23 protein-coding genes and 2 pseudogenes are annotated in these 22090 nt (G+C 56.8%); 6 read left to right on the top strand and 19 right to left on the bottom strand.

All coding sequences use genetic code 11. The annotated features are described in order from the left end of the window. Positions 1-25 precede the first annotated feature (25 nt). The 17 genes and pseudogenes from EPD59_RS15045 to EPD59_RS14970 all read right to left on the bottom strand — a co-directional run bounded on the left by EPD59_RS15045 (position 26) and on the right by EPD59_RS14970 (position 14352). The gene (locus EPD59_RS15045; RefSeq protein ID WP_133273498.1) at positions 26-475 is read right to left on the bottom strand and encodes a GNAT family N-acetyltransferase; all 450 of its coding nucleotides are present in this window, start codon (positions 473-475) and stop codon (positions 26-28) included. A 29-nt stretch (positions 476-504) separates the two neighbouring features. Then, positions 505-1071, bottom strand: coding sequence for a hypothetical protein (locus EPD59_RS15040; protein ID WP_133273497.1), 567 nt, complete (start codon positions 1069-1071; stop codon positions 505-507). A gap of 124 nt (positions 1072-1195) precedes the next feature. Further along, entirely contained in the window at positions 1196-2455 is a 1260-nt protein-coding gene (locus tag EPD59_RS15035) for a M20/M25/M40 family metallo-hydrolase (RefSeq protein WP_133273496.1), read from the bottom strand. A 326-nt stretch (positions 2456-2781) separates the two neighbouring features. Further along, the gene (locus EPD59_RS21660; RefSeq protein ID WP_165963619.1) at positions 2782-3084 is read right to left on the bottom strand and encodes a beta-ketoacyl-[acyl-carrier-protein] synthase family protein; all 303 of its coding nucleotides are present in this window, start codon (positions 3082-3084) and stop codon (positions 2782-2784) included. After that, the gene (locus EPD59_RS15025) at positions 3030-3857 is read right to left on the bottom strand and encodes a beta-ketoacyl synthase N-terminal-like domain-containing protein (RefSeq protein ID WP_240731752.1); all 828 of its coding nucleotides are present in this window, start codon (positions 3855-3857) and stop codon (positions 3030-3032) included. The genes EPD59_RS21660 and EPD59_RS15025 overlap by 55 nt, the downstream gene beginning before the upstream one ends. Positions 3858-4063: 206 nt before the next feature. Further along, on the bottom strand, positions 4064-4858 hold the full coding sequence (locus EPD59_RS23795) for an aminotransferase class III-fold pyridoxal phosphate-dependent enzyme (RefSeq protein WP_317128381.1): 795 nt from the start codon (positions 4856-4858) through the stop codon (positions 4064-4066). Then, on the bottom strand, positions 4843-5352 hold the full coding sequence (locus EPD59_RS23790; RefSeq protein WP_317128380.1) for an aminotransferase class III-fold pyridoxal phosphate-dependent enzyme: 510 nt from the start codon (positions 5350-5352) through the stop codon (positions 4843-4845). The genes EPD59_RS23795 and EPD59_RS23790 overlap by 16 nt, the downstream gene beginning before the upstream one ends. 240 nt (positions 5353-5592) lie before the next feature. Next, positions 5593-6248, bottom strand: a pseudogene (bioD, locus tag EPD59_RS15015) (dethiobiotin synthase). Positions 6249-6252: 4 nt separating this feature from the next. Beyond that, positions 6253-7410, bottom strand: a complete 1158-nt coding sequence (locus EPD59_RS15010; RefSeq protein ID WP_133273494.1) for an aminotransferase class I/II-fold pyridoxal phosphate-dependent enzyme — start codon at positions 7408-7410, stop codon at positions 6253-6255. A 231-nt stretch (positions 7411-7641) separates the two neighbouring features. Continuing rightward, positions 7642-8646, bottom strand: coding sequence for a biotin synthase BioB (gene bioB, locus EPD59_RS15005; RefSeq protein WP_133273493.1), 1005 nt, complete (start codon positions 8644-8646; stop codon positions 7642-7644). A 207-nt stretch (positions 8647-8853) separates the two neighbouring features. After that, positions 8854-9225, bottom strand: a complete 372-nt coding sequence (locus EPD59_RS15000) for a DUF1569 domain-containing protein (protein WP_133273492.1) — start codon at positions 9223-9225, stop codon at positions 8854-8856. A gap of 119 nt (positions 9226-9344) precedes the next feature. Further along, positions 9345-9824 (bottom strand): RDD family protein, encoded by a 480-nt coding sequence (locus EPD59_RS14995; RefSeq protein ID WP_133273491.1) that lies wholly within the window; start codon positions 9822-9824, stop codon positions 9345-9347. Positions 9825-9959: 135 nt separating this feature from the next. Then, a complete protein-coding gene (locus EPD59_RS14990) occupies positions 9960-10505 on the bottom strand; it encodes a sugar O-acetyltransferase (RefSeq protein ID WP_133273490.1) in 546 nt (181 codons plus the stop codon). A 235-nt stretch (positions 10506-10740) separates the two neighbouring features. Beyond that, the gene (gene rluF / locus EPD59_RS14985) at positions 10741-11751 is read right to left on the bottom strand and encodes a 23S rRNA pseudouridine(2604) synthase RluF (RefSeq protein ID WP_133273489.1); all 1011 of its coding nucleotides are present in this window, start codon (positions 11749-11751) and stop codon (positions 10741-10743) included. 109 nt (positions 11752-11860) lie between these two features. Continuing rightward, positions 11861-12256, bottom strand: a complete 396-nt coding sequence (gene yiaA, locus EPD59_RS14980; protein WP_133273488.1) for an inner membrane protein YiaA — start codon at positions 12254-12256, stop codon at positions 11861-11863. Positions 12257-12395: 139 nt separating this feature from the next. Further along, positions 12396-13462 (bottom strand): annotated as a pseudogene (locus EPD59_RS14975) (proline iminopeptidase-family hydrolase). 155 nt (positions 13463-13617) lie between these two features. Then, a complete protein-coding gene (locus EPD59_RS14970) occupies positions 13618-14352 on the bottom strand; it encodes a YebC/PmpR family DNA-binding transcriptional regulator (RefSeq protein WP_133273487.1) in 735 nt (244 codons plus the stop codon). A 241-nt stretch (positions 14353-14593) separates the two neighbouring features. On the opposite strand from EPD59_RS14970, the gene EPD59_RS14965 reads away from it, so the two are divergent. The 4 genes from EPD59_RS14965 (at position 14594) to EPD59_RS14950 (ending at position 18650) form a co-directional block, all read left to right on the top strand. Continuing rightward, positions 14594-15730, top strand: coding sequence for a TlpA disulfide reductase family protein (locus EPD59_RS14965; protein WP_133273486.1), 1137 nt, complete (start codon positions 14594-14596; stop codon positions 15728-15730). 70 nt (positions 15731-15800) lie between these two features. After that, positions 15801-16970 carry a sensor histidine kinase gene (locus tag EPD59_RS14960; RefSeq protein WP_133273485.1) on the top strand — a complete coding sequence of 390 codons (1170 nt, stop codon included), beginning with the start codon at positions 15801-15803 and terminating at the stop codon, positions 16968-16970. A gap of 21 nt (positions 16971-16991) precedes the next feature. After that, a complete protein-coding gene (locus tag EPD59_RS14955) occupies positions 16992-17753 on the top strand; it encodes a LytR/AlgR family response regulator transcription factor (RefSeq protein WP_133273484.1) in 762 nt (253 codons plus the stop codon). Between the two features lie 90 nt (positions 17754-17843). After that, complete coding sequence (locus tag EPD59_RS14950; protein WP_133273483.1) at positions 17844-18650, top strand: DUF4097 family beta strand repeat-containing protein; 807 nt, start codon at positions 17844-17846, stop codon at positions 18648-18650. Between the two features lie 58 nt (positions 18651-18708). Here EPD59_RS14950 and EPD59_RS21655 read toward each other — a convergent pair whose 3' ends face one another. Together EPD59_RS21655 and EPD59_RS14945 are read right to left on the bottom strand one after the other, a co-directional pair. Next, complete coding sequence (locus tag EPD59_RS21655) at positions 18709-18885, bottom strand: hypothetical protein (RefSeq protein ID WP_165963617.1); 177 nt, start codon at positions 18883-18885, stop codon at positions 18709-18711. Beyond that, a complete protein-coding gene (locus EPD59_RS14945; RefSeq protein ID WP_133273482.1) occupies positions 18867-19724 on the bottom strand; it encodes an MBL fold metallo-hydrolase in 858 nt (285 codons plus the stop codon). The genes EPD59_RS21655 and EPD59_RS14945 overlap by 19 nt, the downstream gene beginning before the upstream one ends. Positions 19725-20059: 335 nt before the next feature. On the opposite strand from EPD59_RS14945, the gene EPD59_RS14940 reads away from it, so the two are divergent. Together EPD59_RS14940 and EPD59_RS14935 are read left to right on the top strand one after the other, a co-directional pair. Next, a complete protein-coding gene (locus EPD59_RS14940; RefSeq protein WP_317128379.1) occupies positions 20060-20902 on the top strand; it encodes an NmrA family NAD(P)-binding protein in 843 nt (280 codons plus the stop codon). Between the two features lie 463 nt (positions 20903-21365). Further along, positions 21366-21854, top strand: coding sequence for a hypothetical protein (locus EPD59_RS14935; RefSeq protein WP_133273480.1), 489 nt, complete (start codon positions 21366-21368; stop codon positions 21852-21854). Positions 21855-22090: the final 236 nt, after the last annotated feature.

The following is a 22090-nucleotide window of genomic DNA, read 5'->3' as shown; positions in this document are numbered from 1 at the left end:
GCTGCTTAGGCTATTACCGCGAAATCTAAATCTGATTCGAGCGCCTACGCCATTCTTCTATCGTCAGCTCAAAACGAGTTTCCCCGCTCGCTGTTCGGCCAGTTTCGCGCCAGCCAGATTGCCGGTAAAATTCTTCGGCCCGCGTTCCTGGACTTGTGCTTAGCCAAACGGGATGCTGCGTTTGGTTGAAATACCAGTCCAGCATTATCGTCTGTAGCTGTCGGCCGATGCCTTGCCGCTCGTAGTTGGGGTGCACAAAAAGGGCCCAGATGCTATGGTCTTGCAGGTCGGCAATGGCGAACCCCACAATCTGGCCGTCTGCCTCGCAAACCCAGCCTTTGCCGCGCCGTGTAAGGTAGTCGATGTTGTCTTGTTCCGTTACCCGAGCAGGATTGGAAAGCTGGTTTTCCCTGACCGCCATGCGCACGGCCATGTACTGCGGAATATCGGCAACTTGGGCTTCGCGGTAGAGCATGAAGTGATATTATTGAACCAATGAATTACTTAGTGTGTGCTGCGCTTGCCCAGCGCGTAACCAAATTTTATATCCAGACCTAACGCTGGCTCCATATCCAATTTAGCCCGTTTCTGGATGCCCAAACCGATAGCTGTTTCAAAGAAAAACCGCTGCCCCAACGGGCGCCGCAGTCCCCACTTTGGCACCACGCTAACTCCTTGCTGGACGCTTACCCGGTCGCCAACTGTAGCTCCGAATACGTAGCTTCCCCCAAGCGCCAGATAATTAGCTGAGTTGTTTGCCGTATTCTTGCCCTTATTGCTGCGTTTAAGAAAGTTGTAATAGTAGCGCGGTTCTACTAACAGTACAGGAGCCAGGGCAAAGAAATAAGATCCTTCGCGCACTTCTAAGGCACCGTTTAATATGAGTTCAGTATTAAGAGTGGTGAGCGGAGTTAACGCCCGTTCATAAGCGTAGGATAAACCCAGAACGGCGGTTTTAGCACTATGGATAGTTTCTACACCAGCAGCGGGGCTGGAAAGTGGCGCCACATCTTGGGCTGAGGCCCAACGTGCAACGAATAATAATACGATAATCAGGTTGAGCTTTTTCACGTTGAATAAGTTGATTGAATAAAAAAGATGTAATAAAAAAGCCCCCGACGTGGTGCCGGGGGCTTTTTAGCAACGGCTACAAGGTAACGGTTCTACTGGATTATGCAGTATATGCATAACTAATTCACCGTACTACTTTCGGCGTAACAGGCAGGCTCTCATGGCCCTCCGCATCAACGGAAGCTACGGCAAAAATGTAGTTATCCTTGCTGTGGGGCAAATCGGCGGTGGTGCCGGTGACGAAGAACTTTTGCTGCCACACGGGGCTACTGGTTTCGCGCATGAGCACGTAGTAGCCGGCTGGTTTTTCGCCGGCAGCAGGCGCGTCCCACTTCAGCTCTGTGCGGTTGGTGAGCTTGGCGGTGAGCACGCCCACGTTTTGCGGCGCTGGGGGCGCCCAAGCCAGGCTGGCCATGGTGGCGAGGTTTACGCCGGTATTCTTACGCAGGTACTCATAATCCACGAACTCGGGCTTATCGCCATACTCGATGCCGTTTTCGGTGCGCAGATCTTGGTGCTGGTGGTTGAAATTCTCGTTAACCTCTGTGAAGCGCACTGCCGTAAAGCCCTGCTGGTTGAAGGGCGTATGGTCGCCACCACGCAGGAAACGGTCGGGTCGGTACTCGATCAGCACACCGAAGTCCGGCAAATACTGCTCGCAGGCCGTTTTGATGTAGCGAGCTAGCTGACGACTAGGCGAGTCATTTTCGCTGCTTAGTTGGCGACGCACGCGGGCTTCCTCGGGCGTCTCGTTGGCGGGCACTCCTTCGCTGAAAATGCGCACGTGTTTGGGGTCTTTAATCTCGGGGTCGAAGCCGGTGGAGTTGCCCACGATGTCGTTGTTGAGCATCCCCACGATGTTCCAGCCTTCCGCTTTGGCGCGCTTAGCCATGTGGGTCGAGCCATATAGGCCCTGCTCTTCACCCTGAACGGCCACGAAAATAAGGGTGCAGGGAAATTGCTTGGAAGCCATTACGCGGGCCATTTCCATTACCAGAGCCACGCCGGAAGCGTCGTCGTTGGCGCCGGGCGCGTCGGCGGTGGCGTTCATCACATCGGTTACGCGCGAGTCGAGGTGGCCGCTCACGATGATGATGCGCTTATCGTTGGGGTCGGTGCCTTGGAGCGTGGCCATCACGTTGGCCATCACCACGGGCTTATCAATGCGCCGGCCGTCGGGCTTCACCGTGAAGGTGTCTTGCTCTACTTTCATGCGGCCGCCGCTGGCTTTGGCGTACTTCTTAAACTCAGATTCCACCCAATTGCGCGCCGCCCCGATACCGCGCTTTTTGCTCTTGGTGTCGCTCAGCGTATGGCGGGTACCGAAGGATACCATCTTGCGAATGTCTTCCTCCAACGTTTTGGCTGAAATGGCGTCCACCATTTGCTTGATAGCCGGGTCGGGGGTAGACGGGGGGCATTTTGGGCGCGCAGGCTGGTGAAGCTGACAGCCGCAGCGAGCAGAAGTGTAGAGCGAAGGAATTTCATGAAGGGTGTCTGGGTGGTTGAGTGAGCGAAGGCGCAATAAATACGTGGTTTGGTGATGTAAAATACAGGGTAAGCCGGAATTGTTAAATAATGCCTGAAAAACCGCGTCATGCAGAGGCGAAGCCGAAGCAACTCGCGCAGTCGTTGAGTTAGTAATCCTGCATCAGCACGCGAGATGCTGCGCTCGGCATGACGGCGGAGCTCGTAATTAAACTAGCTCACCTACACTAACGATACCAGCGCGCTGGCCGCATTGCCGCCAAAGCCTGCTGCATTCACCAGCACGCGCCGAATTGGCCGAGTAGGAGCAGGGGCCATGTAGGTGCTGAACGGCGGTGCAAGCCATGTTTGGTGAGTGAGAATTTGCAAAGCAAACTCCAGACTCAGAGCAGCGGAAGCGCCGAGCGTATGACCCACTAGCCATTTGTTGGAAACAAGCAGGGGCGCGTTTTCCACCCCAAAAAATGCTGCTACTGCCCGGCGCTCGGCCGCGTCACCGGCGGGGGTGCCAGGGCTGTGCAACACGAGAGCATCAACGGCGTCTGGGGGCAATTTGCCTGCCGTAACGCTTGGCGCATGGCCGTTTGGAAGTGCTGGCCATCGGGTGAAAGGCCGGTCTTGCTTGGAATAGCCTCGAAGCCGAATCCTACGCTTTCGAGCTGAAGCTGGGGTGTTGAAGCAGTCGTGGTTTGTTCTGCCGCAAGTGCTGCGCGACTGACTCTTTCCAGGGCAAAAACTGCCGCTCCTTCGCCCAATACAAATGTGGAGGGTGCACCGGCACCGGGGCGGCAGGGCCACTCTTGGGGGGCAAAACTGGAGTAAATACCCAACGCATGCATCTGAGCCAAGGTAAAATCGGTGAGGGGGGCTTCAGTGCCACCGGCCAGAAACCGATCGGCGAGGCCGGCGCGCAACCAGGCCACTGCATTGCCCAACGCTTGAAAGGCACTGCTACAGGTGCTGGAGTGGCTTAGGGCCGCCCCGCCAATTGCGCCCGCATCATAGGCCACCCAACTCGCCACGTTGCCCAAGGTCGTGAGTGGCGAGGCGGCGGCGGCTACAACCCCATCGGCCAGAAAATCGGCGTGAAACTGCTCTGTTCGGCCAGTGGCACCCCGCGAAGAACCAATGCTGACCCCCAGACTATCCGCTTGAGGTGCTGACCAACCTGCCTCAGCTGCGGCCTGCCGGGCGGCGAGCAGGGCCAGCAATACGGTGCGGTCGAACTGACGAAATGGGGCGTGCGCGTGACGCAAGCTATTTATTGCCGCTTCCGCATCGGCGGGCACGCTGGCCACGGGCAACGTGCGAGGACCAGTATGGCGGCTTGAAAAAGCGGAAATCGGGGGGAAGCCACAAAATTGCCCCCCAGCCCCAGGGCAGATACGCTGCCCCGGCCACGAATTAGAATCAGGTTGTCGTCAGACATGGATTAAACTAAACGCAATCGGGCCGCAAGCTACGCCACTAGTGCTAGTGCATTGAGACATGACTTGGCCCAACTCTACTGATTACGACCAACTACTAGCTCGCGCATGGCGCGTACCGTATCGTAAAGCAGGCTTAACTCCGCATCGGTGGTGCAGTACGGTGGCATGAGGTAGATGATGTTCCCCAAGGGCCGCAATATCACACGGCGTTGCAGGGCCAGTTCGTAGAGCTCGTCGCGGAGGCTGCTGAAGTAGGAGGTGGTAGCGGCTTCCTCAAACTCTACGGCCAGCACTGTGCCCAGTAAGCGCACGTCGCGCACGCCCGGCTGGCCAGTTATTTCTGCCTGAAACACCTGATGCGCGGTTGCCATACGTGCAATATTCGCCGCGCAGGCTGGGTCGCGCAATAACTCCAGACTGGCCAGACCGGCCGCGCACGCCACCGGATTGGCTGTATAGGAGTGGCCATGAAAGAACGTTTTAAGCTTGTCATCGCTCAAAAACGCGTCATACACCGGCCCTGCGCAGCTCGTGACGCCCAGCGCCATTGTGCCGCCCGTGAGGCCCTTCGACAAGCAAACCATATCGGGGCGCTCGGCGAGGTAGTCGCAGGCGAAAAGCTGGCCGGTTCGTCCAAAGCCCGTCATTACTTCATCGGCAATAGCCAGAATGCCGTGGCGGTGGCAGGAGCCAAGCAATTCATCCAGCGCCTCGGCTGAGTACGTAAGCATGCCGGCCGTGCCTAGCAGCAACGGCTCGAAGATAAACGCCGCTACATCGCCTTGGGCGGCCACCGCTTCCAACTGCGCAAGGGCTTCAACCTCACGACCAGGCACGGGTACATCGATAAAGGCTACGTCAAAAAGCAAAGGCGCAAAAGGTGCCGTAAAAGCCCCCGGCTGCTCACCGCCATGGCTCCGAACGTGTCGCCGTGGTAACTGTCGCGGAAAGCGACAATGGTGCGGCGTGGCTGGCCAAGGTTATGATGGTACTGCAACGCCATTTTTAGGGCTACTTCTACGGCCGTGGAGCCGTTGTCGGAATAGAAGATGCGCCGCTGGTTGGGGGGCAAAATTTCCAATAGGCCCTCTGCTAGCTCCACGGCGGGTGGATGGGTGAAGCCGGCAAACAGTACGTGCTCCAGGGTCTGGAGCTGCTGGGCTACGCGGGACGCAATGCGTGGGTGCGCGTGCCCATGCAGATTTACCCACCACGAGGAAATGCCATCGAGGTAAGCGGTGCCGTCTTCGGTATAGAGCCAGGCACCCTCACCGCGCACAATGGGAATAGGCAGGGCCGCGGTCTGCATTTGCGTATAGGGGTGCCAAAGTACGGCGTGGTCGCGGGCGGCTAAGGTTGACATGGAGCAAAGGTAAGAATTAGCCTCACCCCCGGCCCCTCTCCCAAAAAGAGGGGAGCCTGACGCTCGGCCTGCGCGGCTCCGTCGGCTCACTCCTCCGCAACCGCTACCGCTCTAATACTAATCTCCACAGTAGTATTTGCAGTGCTTGAAAAAGCTCCTAGATATTTCTGGGGAGCTTTTTTAATAGAAGTTGGTAGCCGTACTTGAGGCGCGAGCCGAAAGTGCGGCGCAGGCCGAGCGTCAGGCTCCCCTCTTTTTGGGAGAGGGGCCGGGGGTGAGGCCCCACGCCCGAAACTCCTGCGCGTAGCTACTTATCACGGCTGCGTTGATGACCGGCTCCGGCCGCAGGCGCGGCAGTGCCGGAACGCCGGAGTGCTGAAGAATAAACTCCTCTGTGGCCGGCGTTGCTTCACCGTTAAACACCAGTCCGCGAATGGGCAGCCCGCGGCGTTGCAGAGCCTCCAGCGTGAGCAGCGTATGATTGATACTGCCCAGATAATTCCGGGAAACGACCACCGTTGGTAGTTGCAGTTGGGCCAGCAGATCGACCAGCAGAAAGCCCGGCGCCAACGGTACAAAAAGCCCCCAGCGCCCTCCACAATCAGACTATTAGTAGTATGAGGCAACGTGAAGCGCTCGGGCTGTATGCGAATATTTTCAGCTGCTGCTGCCGCGTGGGGCGAGGCCGGCAACTGCAAACGGTAAGCTTCGGGATGAAACCGAGAAACTATGTTGGTGACCAACTGGCGCACTTCGGCTGTATCGGTGGTGGGAGTGAGGCCAGCCTGCACGGGCTTCCAATAGTCGGCTTGCAGGGCTTCGGTGAGGATGGCAGCCACCACGGTTTTGCCTACATCGGTGCCAATGCCGGTGACGAATAAGCGCTCAGGTATCATTAGGCTATCGTTGGATTATTGCTTTGCTCAAAATGTCCCCCAACTCCTCAATTTCAGCTTCTGTATTGTAACTGTGCACAATCAGCCGCAGGCGCTCGGTGCCAGCGGGCACGGTGGGGGGCAAAATGGCGCGCACGTCAAAGCCCTGCGCTTGCGCGGCTTGAGCTACTGCTTTCACGTGCGCCGGTCCGGCGTGCTGCGGGAAAAATACCGGATGAATAACGTGGCTGGCCGCTGGCACGTGTAGCCCAGACACTGCATTCAGCCTTGTTTTCAGTAATTCGGAAAGGGCAAAAAGCCGCTGCCGCTCCTGCTGCATAGCAGGCAATAAGTGGTAGGCAGCAGTCAACGTAGCAACAGCCAGCGGAGGCAGCGCCGTGGTATAAATAAACGGCCGACTGAAATTCAGTAGATAGTCGCGCAGCACATGAGGGCCAGCAATACAGGCCCCCTGACTGCCTAGCGCTTTACCAAAGGTGAGGATGCGGGCAAATACCTGCTCTTCAAGCCCTAATTCGACCACCAAACCTTCTCCCCGCGGCCCATAAATTCCATTGGTATGTGCTTCATCCACCACCAGATACAAGCCGCGCTGCTGGCAAAATGCCGCCAGCTCCCGCAGCGGTGCCTGGTCGCCATCCATAGAATACAGCGCCTCCACGGCTACAAAAATGGCCCCCGTCGCTCTATTTAGTCGCCTCTCTAGGTCACCTGAATCATTGTGACGAAAGCTGTAGGCCGTGGCGAAGCTGCCCCGGATGCCATCCTTCACGGAGGCGTGGCTGGCCTCGTCGTAGAAAATGGTGTCGCCGCGCCGGGGCACGGCAGCGAAGAATCCCAGGTTGGCTGCGTAGCCGGAGTTAAAGAGTAGTATTGCTTCCGCCCGGTGAAAGTCGGCTAGCTGCGCTTCTAGCGCTTCAGCCGCCACCGAGTTGCCCGTGAGTAGGCGTGAGCCGGTGCTGCCGGCGGCTGGGGGGCTTTTTTCAGTTACTGCTTGCTGTAGTGCTGCCTGCAAAGCGCCGCTTTGAGCCAAACCAAGGTAATCGTTGGAGCTAAAATCTATCCGGCCCGGCTCAGCTACCGTGAGGCGACGGCGGGTGCCAGCCGCTTCGCGCTGGGCCAGCTGTTGGGCAAGGCGCTGAAGGAGTAGAGTGGGGGGCATTTTGCTAGCTAGAATAATGCAGGAAGGGGCCGCAACTTTTACCACTAAAGACTAAAACAGCTAGCTCCCCTCCTCAGCTGAGGAGGGGTTGGGGGTGGTTGAAAACGGCGGAACGATGTTAGAACTAAAAACTAGATCTAGTGTCGTTCAATGATTGGCCAACCACCCCAACCCCTCCTCAGCTGAGGAGGGGAGCTAGCTGTTCTAGTTTTCTAATATTTACCTTAATTCTTAGGCCTCTACAGAAGCCTCCCGGCTCAACACTGTAGCGCCTTGCGGCATGTCTTTGAACGACTTGCGCGGCTTCAGACCCAGCGTCGCGAACATTTGCTTGTCGGCGTCAAAATCGGGGTTCGGGGTAGTCAATAGTTTCTCTCCCGAGAAGATAGAGTTAGCGCCCGCTAAAAAGCATAGCGCCTGCTCACTCACTGGCATTTCCTGCCGACCTGCCGATAGACGCACCATTGTGCGGGGCATCAGAATGCGGGCGGTGGCAATCATGCGCAGCATCTCCCATACGCTTACGCGGGGCTGATCGGCCAGTGGGGTGCCGGCTACGGGCACCAGCGCATTTACCGGCACCGACTCGGGGTGAGCGGGCAGCGTGGCCAGCGTGTGCAGCATGGCAATGCGGTCTTCATCGGTTTCGCCGAGGCCAATAATGCCCCCCGAGCACACCGAAATACCGGCTTGGCGCACGTTTTCGAGCGTGTTCAGGCGGTCGTCGTAAGTACGGGTGGTGATGATGTCGTCGTACTTTTCGCGACTGGTGTCGAGGTTGTGATTGTAGGCGTAAAGGCCAGCTTGCTTGAGACGCTCGGCCTGGTATTCGTTGATCATGCCAAGCGTGCAGCACACTTCTAGGCCCATATCGTTTACCTGCGTCACCATGCCCAGCACGCGGTCAAAGTCGCGGTTGTCGCGCACTTCGCGCCAAGCGGCGCCCATGCAAAAGCGGGTGCTGCCCGAGTCTTTGGCGCGGCGCGCGGCGTCCAGCACCACTTCATCCTTCAGCAACGCGTGTACCTCTACACCGGTGTGGTATCTGGCAGCCTGGGGGCAGTAAGAACAATCTTCGGGGCAGCCGCCAGTTTTTACCGACAGCAGGGTACATACCTGTACTTCGCCGGTCGATTGGTTGGCCTGGTGCACGGCCGCGGCCTGGGTCACGAGTTCCAGCACGGGCTGGTGATACAGAGCTTTTACTTCGTCGAGGGTCCAGTCAGTGCGGAGCATGAAGGGGGTGGTTGAGGGTTGCGGGGGGCAAAAAATAGTCCGCTCAGCACCCTAATGGCGGCTTGGGCGGACTGCAAGATAAGGAGGAAAGTGGGTTGAGATGATGTTTAAGCAGTTGAAGCAGCATTAGCCAAGCGCTACTGACTTAAAGCATGCACTCAACCGCAGCTGTATCGCTCAGCGCAACAGCAAAGTAGAAGCAAGCCTCTACACGCCAAACTGGCGCAAATGATGATCGAGGTGCTTCCACGTAACCTCCCCAAACTCCTTACGCGACAAATGCCCAAATACCGGATGCTCTACCCCAGACAAACTATACTTCGCCGGATCGAGCAGATCGAGCAGCGTTTGGCGGTCGGCCTCGAAGGTGGTGGGTGGCGTCATGCCAGCGTTTGCATCCAGCTCTTTCATCGTTTGCATGTTCGGCTTAAACCGTTTTAGGCGCGTGACGAAAAACCACTTTACCAAGGGTTTCAGAAAGCCTGGTATCCGCAAGGAAGTAATGGCTTTCTCCCCCGACTTACCCGTAGCTGATCGGCGCAATGCACCAGCATTTGCCCCACGGTCATTTGCCCCCATCGCCGCTGACTAGCAGGCGTTAAAGCCTGAATCCGGGCCACCAGAGCAGTATGGACAGGGGGGGCGAGGAAGCTGGCAGACATGGGGTTTAAATAACTGAAAGAATAAGGTAGCCGATTTTAAGCTATCACGCTATCAGCTGCCTTCACTCTTACTACTACTGTACCCGCAATAAAATCGTGAAGAGCCCTGCGCTTACTGTTTGTGAACATAGTAATAATCTCAGTGAGAGCCCACAGCGAACTGGCGCTCTGTGTTATACTACCACCTATACTAAGCAAGCTGAAGGTCTGTAGAACAATCCAGGCGCTATCTCTTAAAATAGCCTGTTTAAGACTTATTCCACGGGTTTCACTAACGTCAATTACTTTGATACCTACAGCCATTTTCCCCAATGTTTGCCCGTACTTATAGTGCATGAGGACAGAATACACAATGGGAATTATGTGGCTAGCAACAAAGAGAGCTACGGAGTCTTCCTCAGTAATACCAGTATTCGCGGATATAGCTAATAAAGGAGTGGCAACTACAGCTCCGTCAAATAAGGCAGCTATTACTCTTCGAAATCCTACTCTATAGTTATTGTAAGGCTGTTCCAAAGCGGGTAAAACAGTGTTTGCTAGAGGTGATTTTAAAAACGTTTAATTTATTAAAGCTGTAAGTAGAGTAGCACAGGCTGAATATCACTCACTTTGCGAAAGTCTCCCTAATTCTTGGATTGTTTACTACCGGCTTTAGAAAGCAGCTCGAATCACGCGACACGGATTACCCACAGCCACCGAATTGGCTGGAATGTCCCGCGTCACCACGCTGCCGGCTCCGATGGTAGTGCCGGAGCCAATCGTTACGCCGGGCAACACGATGACGCCTGCGCCCAGCCACACATTATCGCCGATGGTAATAGGGCGGGCAAATTCCCAACCGGCTATGCGCGGACCCGCCTCCACCGGATGGCCCGCCGTGCTCAGCACCACATTGGGCGCCACAAACACATTATCGCCGATGCGTACCGGCGCGCAATCCAGAATGGTGACGTTGTAGTTGGCGTAGAAATTTCGGCCCAGCTGAATATTAAAGCCATAATCGCAGCGCAGGGGAGCCTCGATGTAAGCATCTGTTTCGTAACCAAATAGCTCGGCCAGCACGGCACGGTCTAGCTCCAAAGGCTGCTGATTGTAGCGGTGACACAAGGCTTTGGCGCGCTGGCGGGCCGCTACCAGTTCCGGGTCGTTGGCCAGATACAGTTCGCCAGCAAGCATTTGCTCAAGAGCAGTAGGCATGAGTCAGTATATGTGGATAGCAAAGAACGTCATGCAGAGCAGAGCATCTTGCGTGCTGATGTTGCCAAGCTAAACAACGAAGCGAGCGAGATGCTTCGCTGCGCGCTGCATGACGTTCCTTGCTGTGAGACAATCAAATGCCTTTTAAGGCTTACTTGTATATACTACTTAACTATAACGTAACTCCCTTACCGGCTGCTGCCCCGACGCCCAGCGTTGCCTTTTGGAGCGCGGTTCAGCGTTTTCGCTGCCGGCTTATGCTTCGAGCCAGGACCGCTGGGGCGCGTTGATTTTCTGGGGGCTTTTCTGCACCAAAAGCTGCTCCGGCGCCCGTTACCTTCGGTTTGCCTGAGACAGGTTTGCGCCCAGGTTTAGCGCTAGCAGCGGCGGGCCGAGCCGAAGATTTAGCACCAGCGCCAGCTGATTTGCGGGCCGGCCGCTCATCGCTTTCCCCCTCACTGAAGCGAGCTAAACGACTACTCCAGGCCGTTGTAGGCGGACCCACGCGGCGCTTCGGCAGCGAGGCTTCTTTGGTGCCCGATGAGCCTTCGGTCATCTTCATAATGCCGTCCAGCTCCTTTTCGGTCAATTCGCGCCAGTCGCCTACGCCGAGGCCTTTGAGCGTGATGTTCATTACCCGAATGCGCTCCAGCTGCACCACTTCATAGCCGAAATGCTCGCACATCTTCCGGATCTGGCGGTTCATTCCCTGAATGAGTGTAATGCGGAAAATGTAGTTGGTTTCCTTCTTTACCTCGCATTTCTGGGTCATGATGCCCATAATGGGCACCCCGCCACGCATGCCTTCGATAAAGCTGTCGCTAATGGGCTTGTCTACCATCACGATGTACTCCTTCTCGTGCTTGTTGCCGGCCCGCAGAATCTTGTTGACGATGTCGCCGTTGCTGGTCAGCAGAATCAAGCCCTGCGAGTCTTTATCCAGGCGGCCGATGGGGAAAATCCGCTCGCTATGCTTAATGTAGCGGATGATGTTGTCTTTAACGCTGGTTTCGGTGGTGCTGGTGATCCCGGGGGGCTTATTGAAGGCAATGTAAATGGCATCTTCGGGGGCGCGGGGCTCAATAAGGCTGCCGTTCACCACCACGCGGTCTTTCTCGGTTACCTGGTCGCCGATGCTGGCCCGTTTGCCGTTCACAAACACGCTGCCCTGCTCAATGAACTTGTCGGCTTCGCGCCGGGAGCAGACGCCGCTTTCGCTGATGTATTTATTGAGACGGGTAGACATGGGGGGCAAAGTTGAAGGCCAGAAAAAAACGACCCGCCGAAGGTGTCGGCGGGTCGCAAAGATACGGGGAAGGAAAATGGGGGAAGTCCTGCCTGACAGAGTTGGGAATTTACAGCTGTGCGCCAGTGTCACGGCTGTCGCGGGTATTCTTCTGCACGGCAATGGCCGCAAACAAGCTCAGCAAAAACGACATCGCATAAAATCCCTTCTCGCTTAAGGTCAGCGTAGCATTCCATAACCCAATAATGAGGAGCGTAATTGTAAGCAGCGTAGAAAACCAGCTCAGACCATAATACAGGTTGGTCACGGGTATTCCCTCCAATTGATCGCGCACCGATTTCTGCAGGGAGATAACCGAAAACAGCCCGTACATCAATACGGTGAAATAATAGCCTTTTTCGTTCAGCTGCATATTGGCATTCCATAGGCCAACATTGTACGCAACGACGCCCGCCAGCAAGGCTATCCAGGAAGCCGCAATAAACGCGTTTGAGGGCTTTTGCATGTTATGTAATAATAGAGAGAAGGAATAAACGCCGCGGCCAGCACAAGTCAAAACATGGCCATTCAAACCTAGCTATAAGTTGATACATACACAATAAACCCAGATGGCCTTCATTGTGCTATCTAGAAAGAGTCAGTAGCTACAGCGCGACCTTTTTCTCTCCCTTATCCACGCCCTTTATAAACTTTATCAGGCCGGTCATATACGTTTGCTGGTCGTCGTAGAAGCTCATGTGGCTGCCGTTGGGGCAAATGAGAGCGGTACCATTCTGCACCTTAATAGCAATACGGCGCATATGCTCGGGGTCCATCGTATCGTGTTTGCCACCTATGGATAGCACCGGTACGGTGAGCTTGGGTAGGTCTTTCGTCCGGTCCCAGTTGAGCAGCTTACCCGACACGCCAAATTCGCTGGGGCCCTGCATGGTCACGTAGAGCGACTGGTTCATCTTCGCGAAGGAGCGATTCACGGGCTCAGGCCACTGGTCCAGCGGCAGGCGCAGGATGTGCTCCACGTAGAAGTTGGGCATCAGTAGTTCCATGTAGCGCGGGTTCTGGAAATCGTTGCGGGCTTCAATCTCCCGGATTTCTTTCAGCACCTCGGGCTTCATCTGCTTGGCCAACACATCGTCGGCGTATTTGCCGTATTCGGGCACGCTCATCATCATGTTGGAAATGATGAGACCTTTCAGATTATCCTGGTATTTGAGGGCGTATTCGGCGGCCAAAATGCCCCCCAGGAGTGGCCCAGCAGGTAGAAGTTGTCTTTATTCAGATTCAGGGCTTGCCGCACCTGCTCTACTTCCTCCACGTAGCGCGGCAGGCTCCACATGGCGGTGTCCTTGGGGTTGTCGGAGTTGCCGCAGCCGAGCTGGTCGTAGTAAATAAACTCGATGCCCTCGGCCGGCAGGAAGCTTTCCATGCATTCAAAATACTCGTGTGTGGCGCCGGGGCCACCATTGAGCAGCAGCAGCTTTATCTTCGGGTTATTGCCGACGCGCTTGGTCCAGACGTTGAACTTGCCCTTGGGCGTCGTAATCGGAATCATGCGTACGCCGCCGTCCTGCACGCCCGTTTCCTTGCTCTGGAAGTAGCTGGTAGCCGCTGCCGCTGCTGTTTCTTGCTCCTTGGCCGGCGTAGAGCAGGCCGCGCTGAAGAGGCCAGTGAAAAGCAGGCAAGCGCTCGTTATTCTCTTCAGGTGTAGCATAGGGTGGCGTTGGTTGGAAAAGTGAGTTACGAAGGGCGTATCAGGCGCTCTGCGATACGGCTAAACCTAATGATAATTCGGGCTCTTCCCAAAACACAACGGGTCGCCCCAGTGGAGCGACCCGTAATGCTAAGCGATGATAGCAAAGCTGCGATTTAGCCTAGCGTGTGGTACACGGCCTGCACGTCGTCATCCTCCTCAAACTTCTCAATCAGGTTCATTACTTCTTCCAACTCGTCGCCTTCCAGCGTGACGGTGGTATTAGGAATGCGTTGCAGTTGGGCGCCGACTACGTTGAGGTGGCGTTCTTCTAGGGCTTTTTGCATCTGGCCGAAGTCGGTGAAGGCAGTTTCTACCACAATCAACTCTTTCACATTACCATGCTCGTCTTCCTCCTGATCCTCGTAGATGTCTTCGGCGCCGAAGTCGATGAGCTCCAGCTCCAGTTCGTCGCGGTCGAGGCCCTCGGCGGCTAGCTTGAATACGCCTTTGCGGGTGAAGGTAAAATCGGAGGAACCCGCAGTGCCGAGGGCGCCGTTGCCGCGGTTGAAATACATGCGCACGTTGGCCACGGTACGCACAGGGTTGTCGGTGGCGGTTTCTACCACAATGGCCACGCCGTGGGGCGCGTAGCCTTCATATACAACCTCTTGATAATCTTTCTCTTCCTTGCTGCTGGCCCGCTTGATGGCGGCTTCCACGCGATCTTTGGGCATGTTTACGCCCTTGGCGTTCTGCATGGCCGCTCGCAGGCGGGAGTTGGTGTCGGGGTTGGGGCCGCTTTCCTTCACGGCCATCACGATTTCGCGGCCGATGCGGGTGAAATCTTTGGACATGCGGTCCCAGCGCTTCATTTTGCGGCCTTTGCGAAATTCAAATGCTCTTCCCATAGTAGTGATTGATGCTTAGTGCGACGGCGCGCGAGGGTGGGGCGCCGAATGGGCGCAAGTTAGCGGAAAGCCCGGCGGGGGGCAAATTGCAAGCCTGCGGAAACTGCGTGCATTTAGCTTCCACTCAGCGGCAGCGGCTGCCACTTAGCTGCTATTGCTGCTGATAGTCGAAAACTGCCCGAGTAAGGAGATCAGGGCGGTTAAGTTTGACTGCTTCTGCTGCCGTTAACCTGATTTCGCTATGCTATTGCTGTCGAAAAAAAAGCCCCCCACGCTCGTTTCGCCCCGGAGAATTGCGTCGCTGCTAATGTTGCTGAGCCTGCTTGCTTGCCAACGAACTTCAGCGCCCACTCAACTACCGGCTAAAGCCGTTGCCGTTGGCTACGAAGTGAATGGGGCGCTGCTCAATGCGACGGCGGGCCAGAAGGTGTACCTCACCAATGCCCAAAGCCTCCGTGTAGATTCGGCCGTGGTCGATACGCAGGGGCGCTTTCGGCTGGGGGGCAAATTGCCGGCGCCGGCCGTGTACTGGTTGGTCGTGAGTGCATTGGGTGAGGCCATGCCAGTGTTTCTTGATAACGAAACTACGCTGCGAATGACAGCCGATGCCACCAACCTGCTGGGTACAGCACAGGTGAGTGGCTCGGCGGAAGCGGCCGTGCTGCAACAACTGGTAACGGCTCAGGCGCGCCGTGCGGCCCGCACCGCCGAACTTATCCGGCTACAGGACTGGACGCCCGCCCGCTGGGAAGCAGCCTCTGCTGAACTGACCACTAGCACCATCGAGCTAGTGCGCCAACACCCGGCGTCGGCCGTAGCGCCGTACGCTGTTCTGAGTCTGGTTGGTGGGCCGCAGAATGAAGCTTTCGTCGATTCGATGACCTCCGTATTTAACCAAATGCAGCCTGCTTCGCCCTATACGCAGGAACTGCTGGCCCGCCGCAAAGCCCTAGCAGCTACCGCTGTGGGCCAGGTGGCGCCCGAACTCATACTGCCTGCACCCAATGGCCAGCCCGTTGCCTTGTCGTCGTTGCGGGGGCGCTACGTGCTGATTGATTTTTGGGCTTCTTGGTGCAAGCCGTGCCGGGCTCAGAATCCGCATTTGGTGCAGCTCTATCAGCAGTACAAAAGCAAAGGGTTTGAAGTGTATGGCGTCTCGCTCGATGAGTCGCAGGAAAGATGGCTCAAAGCTATTGCGACTGATAATCTGCCCTGGGTGCAAGTGTCTGATATGCGGGGCTTCAAAAGTGCTGCCGTAGCAGCCTACGCGGCCCAGGCCATTCCGCTCACTCTACTACTCGACCCACAGGGGCGCATACTGGGCAAGTCGATGCCGAAGGAGGAGTTGAGCGCCAAGCTGGCGGCCCTGCTGCCTTAAATAAGCTGGGAAAATGGGTGCTGAGTCCAAAAAAATCGTAAGTTGACCTTGCCTATTTATCAGGTTACTAATGACTTATTCGCCAATCGCTACTTTGCCCCCCGCCCGTTTCAGCCGAGGAAGCGTGGTGGCAATTCTAGCCTTTTATGTGGTGTTCGCGGTGTTCTATGCGGCTACCATTGCCTACGCTTCGCAGGAGTTTGATCCGGGTGCTTTTCCCTCATACCTGCGCCGCGTACTCCTGCTTGACTATCCGCTGAAAGCCCTCTGGACCCTGCCCGTGTGGTGGCTATTTTTCCGCACGCCTCTTGATAAAGCAGCCTGGTCAACTAAGCTGCTGGTACACCTGGTAGCAGGGCCGTTGTGGGTTACGGGGTGGTTTGTGAGCTACTACGCATTATTGGACTGGCTGGGCGAAAGCGGCATCGGTGGCAACGGGCGGGTGTGGGACGTGTACATTCCGGCCTTATTCTACTGCGTGCAGTTTGGGTTGCTCCACGTGGCTCGCTATACCCAGCAGCTGCGCCTGCAAAGCCAGCGCGAGCAGCAGCTACAGGTCCAGGCGCACCAAAGCGAAGTATCGGCCCTGAAAGCGCAGATTAATCCGCATTTTCTCTTCAATACGCTCAACTCCATCAGTGCCTCGGTGCCGCCGGAGCTGGAAACTACGCGCGAGCTGATTGCCCGACTGGCGCACACATTTCGGTTTGCGCTGGAAGCTTCGCGGCAGGAGCAATTGCCTTTGGGCGACGAGATTAGCTTTTTGCGTTCCTACCTGGAGTTGGAAAAATCGCGGTTTGGAGAGCGGCTAAGTGTGGTGTTTCAGGTGGATGAAGCGCTGCACACGCAGCTGCTGCCGCCCATGCTGATTCAGCCGTTGGTAGAAAATGCGGTGCGGCATGGGCTCGCGCCGAGCGTGGCAGGTGGTATGGTGCTGATACACGTGAGCCGAGTAAGCGCGGGGCTGCACGTGGAGGTAGCCGATACGGGCGTTGGGATAAAGGAGGTGCCGTCTGACCTACTCCTGCCCAGCGCCGGGGTAGGGCTGCGCAATACCCACGCCCGGCTTTTGGCTTTGGGGTCGGCAGGGTTAAAAATCACCCAAAATGCCCCCCACGGGATGCGAGTCAGCTTTGTGCTGCCGCTGCCAGCAGCTGCTCAACTTGCGGCAACACCCGCTCAGAAGGAGGCCGAACCGATTGAAATTCCTACCAAGGCTACGCTACAAAGCACTTTCTAAGAGAAGACCTGCACTCTTTTTATGACGACTCTTCTCATCGACGACGAAGCCCCGGCCCGCACCATCATCCGTCAGTACCTCGCCGACTTTCCCCAAATCAGCATTGTGGGGGAGTGCGCCGACGGGCTGAGCGCCGTGGAAGCCATTCGCCTGCATCAGCCCGACCTGCTGTTTCTGGATATTCAGATGCCAGGCTGCACGGGCTTCGAGGTGCTGACTCAGCTAAACTGTATTCCGCGCGTTATTTTCTCTACTGCTTACGACCAATACGCTCTCAGCGCCTTCGAAGCTGGCGCGGTCGATTATTTGCTGAAGCCCTACGACCGCGCCCGGTTTCGGCAGGCGGTGGAGCGGGTGTTGGCTCAGGCGCCCGCCCCCGATGCCGCCCTGACGCGCCTGTTGCAGCGCCTGGAGGAAACAAAATTGCCCCCCAGTGCCGCTGTGGCGCCTACGTATCCGGCCCGGCTGTTTGTGCCGCAGGGTGCGCGACTGATAGCGGTGCCCGTGCAGGATATTCGCTGGGTAGAAGCAGCTGGCGACTACGCCACGCTCCATACCCGAACCGGCCAGCAGCACCTGAGCAATTTGGGAATCAGCCAGCTGGCGCAGCGCCTTGATCCGCAGAAGTTTGTGCGAATTCATCGGTCGGTGCTGGTGGCGCTGGACGCGGTGCGCGAATTGGAGCGCGACGGCTCGGGGGGCTTTTATGCCACGCTGGAAGGCGGGCGCACGGTGCGCGTGAGTAGGGGCCACGCGGATGTGCTTCGACCCTTGCTAGGGTAGAAGGACGAAGGAGGTCGTGCGCAATGCAGCCTTCCGGGAACGTGGCTTGTCAATGGGGAAATCGTGTCAATCCAATCTTTTCCACTTGCTATGAAAAGCTTGCTCACCGCATTTCTGTTCAGCTTATCAGCTGTGACAGCCGCTGCCCAAACGGCTCCCACCTTTACTTCTACCTGCGAAGGCAAATACAACAACTCCAGCGGCGAACGCACGAAGCGCATCTGCGAAACCCGTGACCTTACTATGCCCGCGCTGGGGGGCAAAACGCTCACCATCGATGGGCGGCAGAATGGCGGCATTACCGTGCGCGGCTGGTCGGGGCCCGATGTGCGTATCCGGGCCGTGGTGCAGGCCTGGGGCGATACTGAAGCCGCCGCCCGGCAGCAGATTCCTACCATCCGCATCAGCACGGCCAATAACACCCTGCGGGCCGAAGCTCCCGGCGATAACACGTGGGCGGTGAGCTACGAGGTATTTGTTCCTCAGCAAACCAGCCTGGTGCTCAACACAAATAACGGCGGTATTCGCCTGCAAGACGTGCGTGGCACCATCGTCTTTGAGACTAAGAATGGCGGCGTATCGTTGGCCGGCGTAGGCGGCGACGTGAAAGGCCGCACCACCAACGGCGGCCTCGACATCAAACTAACGGGGGACAAGTGGGACGGTACCGGCCTCGACATAGCTACTACCAATGGCGGCATCAAATGGGAGGTACCGCAAAACTACTCGGCCCGCCTTACCACCAGTACCTCTATAGGCGGCGTAAAAGCAGATTTGCCCATCACTAAAAACGGTATGTTGGGCCGCGAAATTGCTGCCACTCTCGGCAAGGGTGGCGCGCCGGTGAAGGCCGTGACTACCAATGGAGGCGTTAAAATAGATCGGACCGGGAAGTAAGCACGGCCGAGCACTACACACAGCAACGGCGGACCTAAGGCCCGCCGTTGCTGTGTGGTTAGTAGTACTTCTCTTTATACGGATAATCAGGAAATGGCTGCTCCTGAATCGCTTCAGGGGCTGGTCGGTAGCCTTTTAGTTTGCGCTTCTGCTTTTTGCCTTTTCCTTTCTTGCTATCACGTTTGCTGAGCAATACCGCTGCCAGCGTTGCCAGGGCTATTCCGCCGCCCAGCATAGCGGCGCGGGCTGGCAACGTATCAGGTAGGGCAGGGGAATAAATTCAACGCCATTCTCATCCGTACGGGCCGGATTGTCTACGTAGCGGCCTTTAGGCGGCACCGGGAAGTGCAGCGCAAGCTCTCGTAGCTCATTGGCCACGTGCGGGCCGTGCACTGCCGGACCGTGCCCGCAGCCGATTGCCTGAGGCTCCAGATTCGAAAGCTTTACGACCGAGGCATGCGTGGCTTCCCAATCAAAATTGAAGGGCGTACCAGCCCGACTGATTTTGGGAATGCCCAGCAGGATCGACGGCACCGAGTCGTGGACGGTTGTGGCAAAGGCATCGGCGCCGAGAAGCGTTTTGTCCTCAGCCCGGAAAAACGCTACCTGACCCGGTGCGTGCCCCGGCACATGCAGGCATTGCCAGCCGGCCATATACGGTACCTCCTCGCCCTCGGGCAGGGGGTGAATTCCGGTCAGATTAAAGGTTTGGGGAGGAAAAAAACGGCTGACAAAAGCCAAAGAGCCCCCCACCGTCGGGTCGGCAGGCGGGTACACGGCTTTACCCGTCAGAAAAGGCATTTCCAGTCGATGCGCCAGAATGGGCACGTGCCAATGGTTAGCTAGCTCCTGAGCTGAGCCGGCGTGATCCATGTGGCCGTGGGTCAGGATAATGGCCTCGGGATGCGTGCCGGGATAAAATAGCTCGTCAGCTGCCGCAATAATCGTTTTGGCCGAGCCCGGCAGTCCAGTATCTACCAGTACCCACTCGCCGGGGGCGCCGGCCTCCACAAAGTATACGTTGACAAAGCGCTGAATGAGAAGCTGGTTGACGCCAGCAGCTACTTGTTTCATCGGTTCCGGGTTTAGTGAGATTTTATCCTGAAGCGTACGCAGATACCGACCCTATGGTCGATGGTGGGGGGCTTTTTTGTGCGCATGCCAGTCTTATTTTCCTGGCTGTCAATAACCTTCCGGCATTGGTACCTGTATTAGCAACCCTGGCCGATCGGGTTTGATCTGGCTGAACCCCAACGCCGGTTCCGCAGGCCGCTTTACCATTTTCCTTACCCAGTTCATCCCCTCATTTTGGCAGCATCAACGACAGAGAATACTACCCGCACTAGCGCTCAAAAAACAATAGTGCTTGCTGGCGCCACCGGCGACCTTGGGGACGAATTGCGAAGCACTTGCTGCTGCGGGGGGCAAATGTGCGGGCGCTGGTTCGGGCCGGCAGCGCCGCCCCCGCCGTGGCGGCCTTGCGCGAGCAGGGAGCCGCTGTTATCGAAGTTGATTTTAACAAGGTAGCGGACCTGACGAAAGCGTGCGTTGGCGCGAGCTGCGTGGTCTCGGCTGTGTCGGGGCTGCGGGAGGTAATTGTGGAGATGCAGACGCGCCTGCTCGAAGCGGCTGTGGCGGCCGGCGTTCCGCGCTTCATCCCTTCAGATTATTGCATTGACTACACCAAGCTGGCTCCGGGCTCCAACCGCAACCTCGATCTGCGCCGGGAGTTCGCCGAGCGGCTCGACAAGGCACATATTCGGGCTACTTCCATTCTGAACGGCATGTTCACCGATTTGCTGACGGGGCAGGCGCCGGTTATCCTGTTTAAGTTTAAGCGGGTTGTTTATTGGGGCAACGCAGATCAGGCGCTGGACTTCACCACCACCCAAGACACTGCCGCATTCACCGCCGCCGCTGCCCTCGATGATACTACGCCCCGGTTTTTGCGCGTGGCTGGTGAAGTGGCCACTATCCGCGGCTTGCAGGCAGTAGCCAGCGCCGTTACGGGCGAGCAATTTCGGTTGTTCCGGGTAGGTGGCCTGGGCGCTTTTGGTACCATGATTAAGGTGACCAAAGCCCTCATGCCCACGAGCGACGACGTATTTCCGCCCTGGCAAGGCATGCAGTACCTGCACAACATGTTCAGTGGCCTACCGAAGCTGGAACCCCTGGACAATGCCCGCTACCCCGATATTCGCTGGGCCCCCGTGCGCGAGGTACTGGCAGATCGGGAGCTGACACCTGCTTAAGCCCCAGATAATTCTTCGGCTGGCAACTGCCAAAAAGCTTCCCGAAGCAAAAAAACTACGTAAACAGTACGGAGCCGGTATCTAGCCTTCACCTATCCGTAGCATGAACAACCAAGCACAATCGGGACATTTTTATGCAAGCCGGCGCGTGGCGGCCCGTCGCCCGCGCACAGGCCGGACTTACTTACTGCTGGCTGCGCTATTCCTAGTTGTGGCGAGCTCAACCTATTGGCTCTCGAAGAAAAGCAGCGCCCAACGAAGTTCTGAAGCACCAATGGCTAGCACGAAGCTGCCACCACCTGCCGTCTCCGTTCCGGATACTCCAAAGGAAATATCGCCTCGCTTAGGGTCTGTAATTCCGGCGGATGAAACACAGGAGCCGCCTGTACAAGCGAGCACTAAACCTCTGTCCGGGGCATTTAAAGTTCTGCCCGCCAGAGCCTATTTTCATTCCAAACCCGATGTGAATAGCTCCACCGGTAAGTACGTATTGCGGGGCGATATTGTGTATGCGGAAGGAGAGAGTGGCAATTTTATCAAAACCCGCTATTTCAATTCCGACGGCGACCCAGTGGCAGGCTGGCTGAAAAAAACGGAGGTGCAGCTTAGCAAAACCGTGGCGAAGTCCACGCCTCCCCGCGCTACTTCAACCAGTCGCCCTGCACCGGAGCCCGCACCTACCCAATCTAAAAAGCCCGTAACAGCTGCGATACCAAAAAGTAATTCTGCTGGTGCTGTACGGCAGGTTGCCACCACCGGTACCGTGCGCGTGGATACAACCTACTTCTACGACTCGCCCGACCTGACCCAGCGCCGCCGTGCCTTCTGCATTCGCGGCGATAAAATGACGCTCAGCGACTCGTCCGAAGCAGCAGTTTTCGCCACGTTCATCAACTGGGAAAAGGTGAAAACAACCGGCTGGATTCGGAAGGAAGATTTAACTATTCGGTAGGGGGTATTTAGTAAAACAGTCGATGTAAAGGCGCCCATATTAACGCCGTCTGGTTGTAAATAACCGTCACACCAAACAGTGGTTGTACTATACCATTGACCGTCATGCAGAGCGGAGCGAAGCATCTCGCGTGCTGACGTCAGGGGTAGCATTGCAACGAAGCGAGCGAGATGCTTCGCGGCGCTCTGCATGACCACCGCCTCTAGGATGACGGATTAAATTTAAACCTTATAAAA

It is taken from the genome of Hymenobacter radiodurans (assembly GCF_004355185.1).
GTDB lineage: Bacteria > Bacteroidota > Bacteroidia > Cytophagales > Hymenobacteraceae > Hymenobacter > Hymenobacter radiodurans.
Note: the sequence above shows the minus strand (reverse complement) of the source record. Positions and strands in the feature narration are given on the sequence as shown.

Coding starts and splice junctions, on each gene's coding strand:
- EPD59_RS15010 (WP_133273494.1), bottom strand. CDS start 7,410: ATGCCCCCCACTCTACTCCTTCAGCGCCTTGCCCAACAGCTGGCCCAG.
- EPD59_RS14945 (WP_133273482.1), bottom strand. CDS start 19,724: ATGAAACAAGTAGCTGCTGGCGTCAACCAGCTTCTCATTCAGCGCTTT.
- rluF (WP_133273489.1), bottom strand. CDS start 11,751: ATGTCTACCCGTCTCAATAAATACATCAGCGAAAGCGGCGTCTGCTCC.
- EPD59_RS15045 (WP_133273498.1), bottom strand. CDS start 475: ATGCTCTACCGCGAAGCCCAAGTTGCCGATATTCCGCAGTACATGGCC.
- EPD59_RS23790 (WP_317128380.1), bottom strand. CDS start 5,352: ATGTCAACCTTAGCCGCCCGCGACCACGCCGTACTTTGGCACCCCTAT.
- bioB (WP_133273493.1), bottom strand. CDS start 8,646: ATGCTCCGCACTGACTGGACCCTCGACGAAGTAAAAGCTCTGTATCAC.
- EPD59_RS14955 (WP_133273484.1), top strand. CDS start 16,992: ATGACGACTCTTCTCATCGACGACGAAGCCCCGGCCCGCACCATCATC.
- yiaA (WP_133273488.1), bottom strand. CDS start 12,256: ATGCAAAAGCCCTCAAACGCGTTTATTGCGGCTTCCTGGATAGCCTTG.
- EPD59_RS15000 (WP_133273492.1), bottom strand. CDS start 9,225: ATGGGGGCAAATGACCGTGGGGCAAATGCTGGTGCATTGCGCCGATCA.
- EPD59_RS21655 (WP_165963617.1), bottom strand. CDS start 18,885: ATGCTGGGCGGCGGAATAGCCCTGGCAACGCTGGCAGCGGTATTGCTC.
- EPD59_RS14990 (WP_133273490.1), bottom strand. CDS start 10,505: ATGCCTACTGCTCTTGAGCAAATGCTTGCTGGCGAACTGTATCTGGCC.
- EPD59_RS14965 (WP_133273486.1), top strand. CDS start 14,594: ATGCTATTGCTGTCGAAAAAAAAGCCCCCCACGCTCGTTTCGCCCCGG.
- EPD59_RS14960 (WP_133273485.1), top strand. CDS start 15,801: ATGACTTATTCGCCAATCGCTACTTTGCCCCCCGCCCGTTTCAGCCGA.
- EPD59_RS14970 (WP_133273487.1), bottom strand. CDS start 14,352: ATGGGAAGAGCATTTGAATTTCGCAAAGGCCGCAAAATGAAGCGCTGG.
- EPD59_RS14950 (WP_133273483.1), top strand. CDS start 17,844: ATGAAAAGCTTGCTCACCGCATTTCTGTTCAGCTTATCAGCTGTGACA.
- EPD59_RS15035 (WP_133273496.1), bottom strand. CDS start 2,455: ATGGTGGACGCCATTTCAGCCAAAACGTTGGAGGAAGACATTCGCAAG.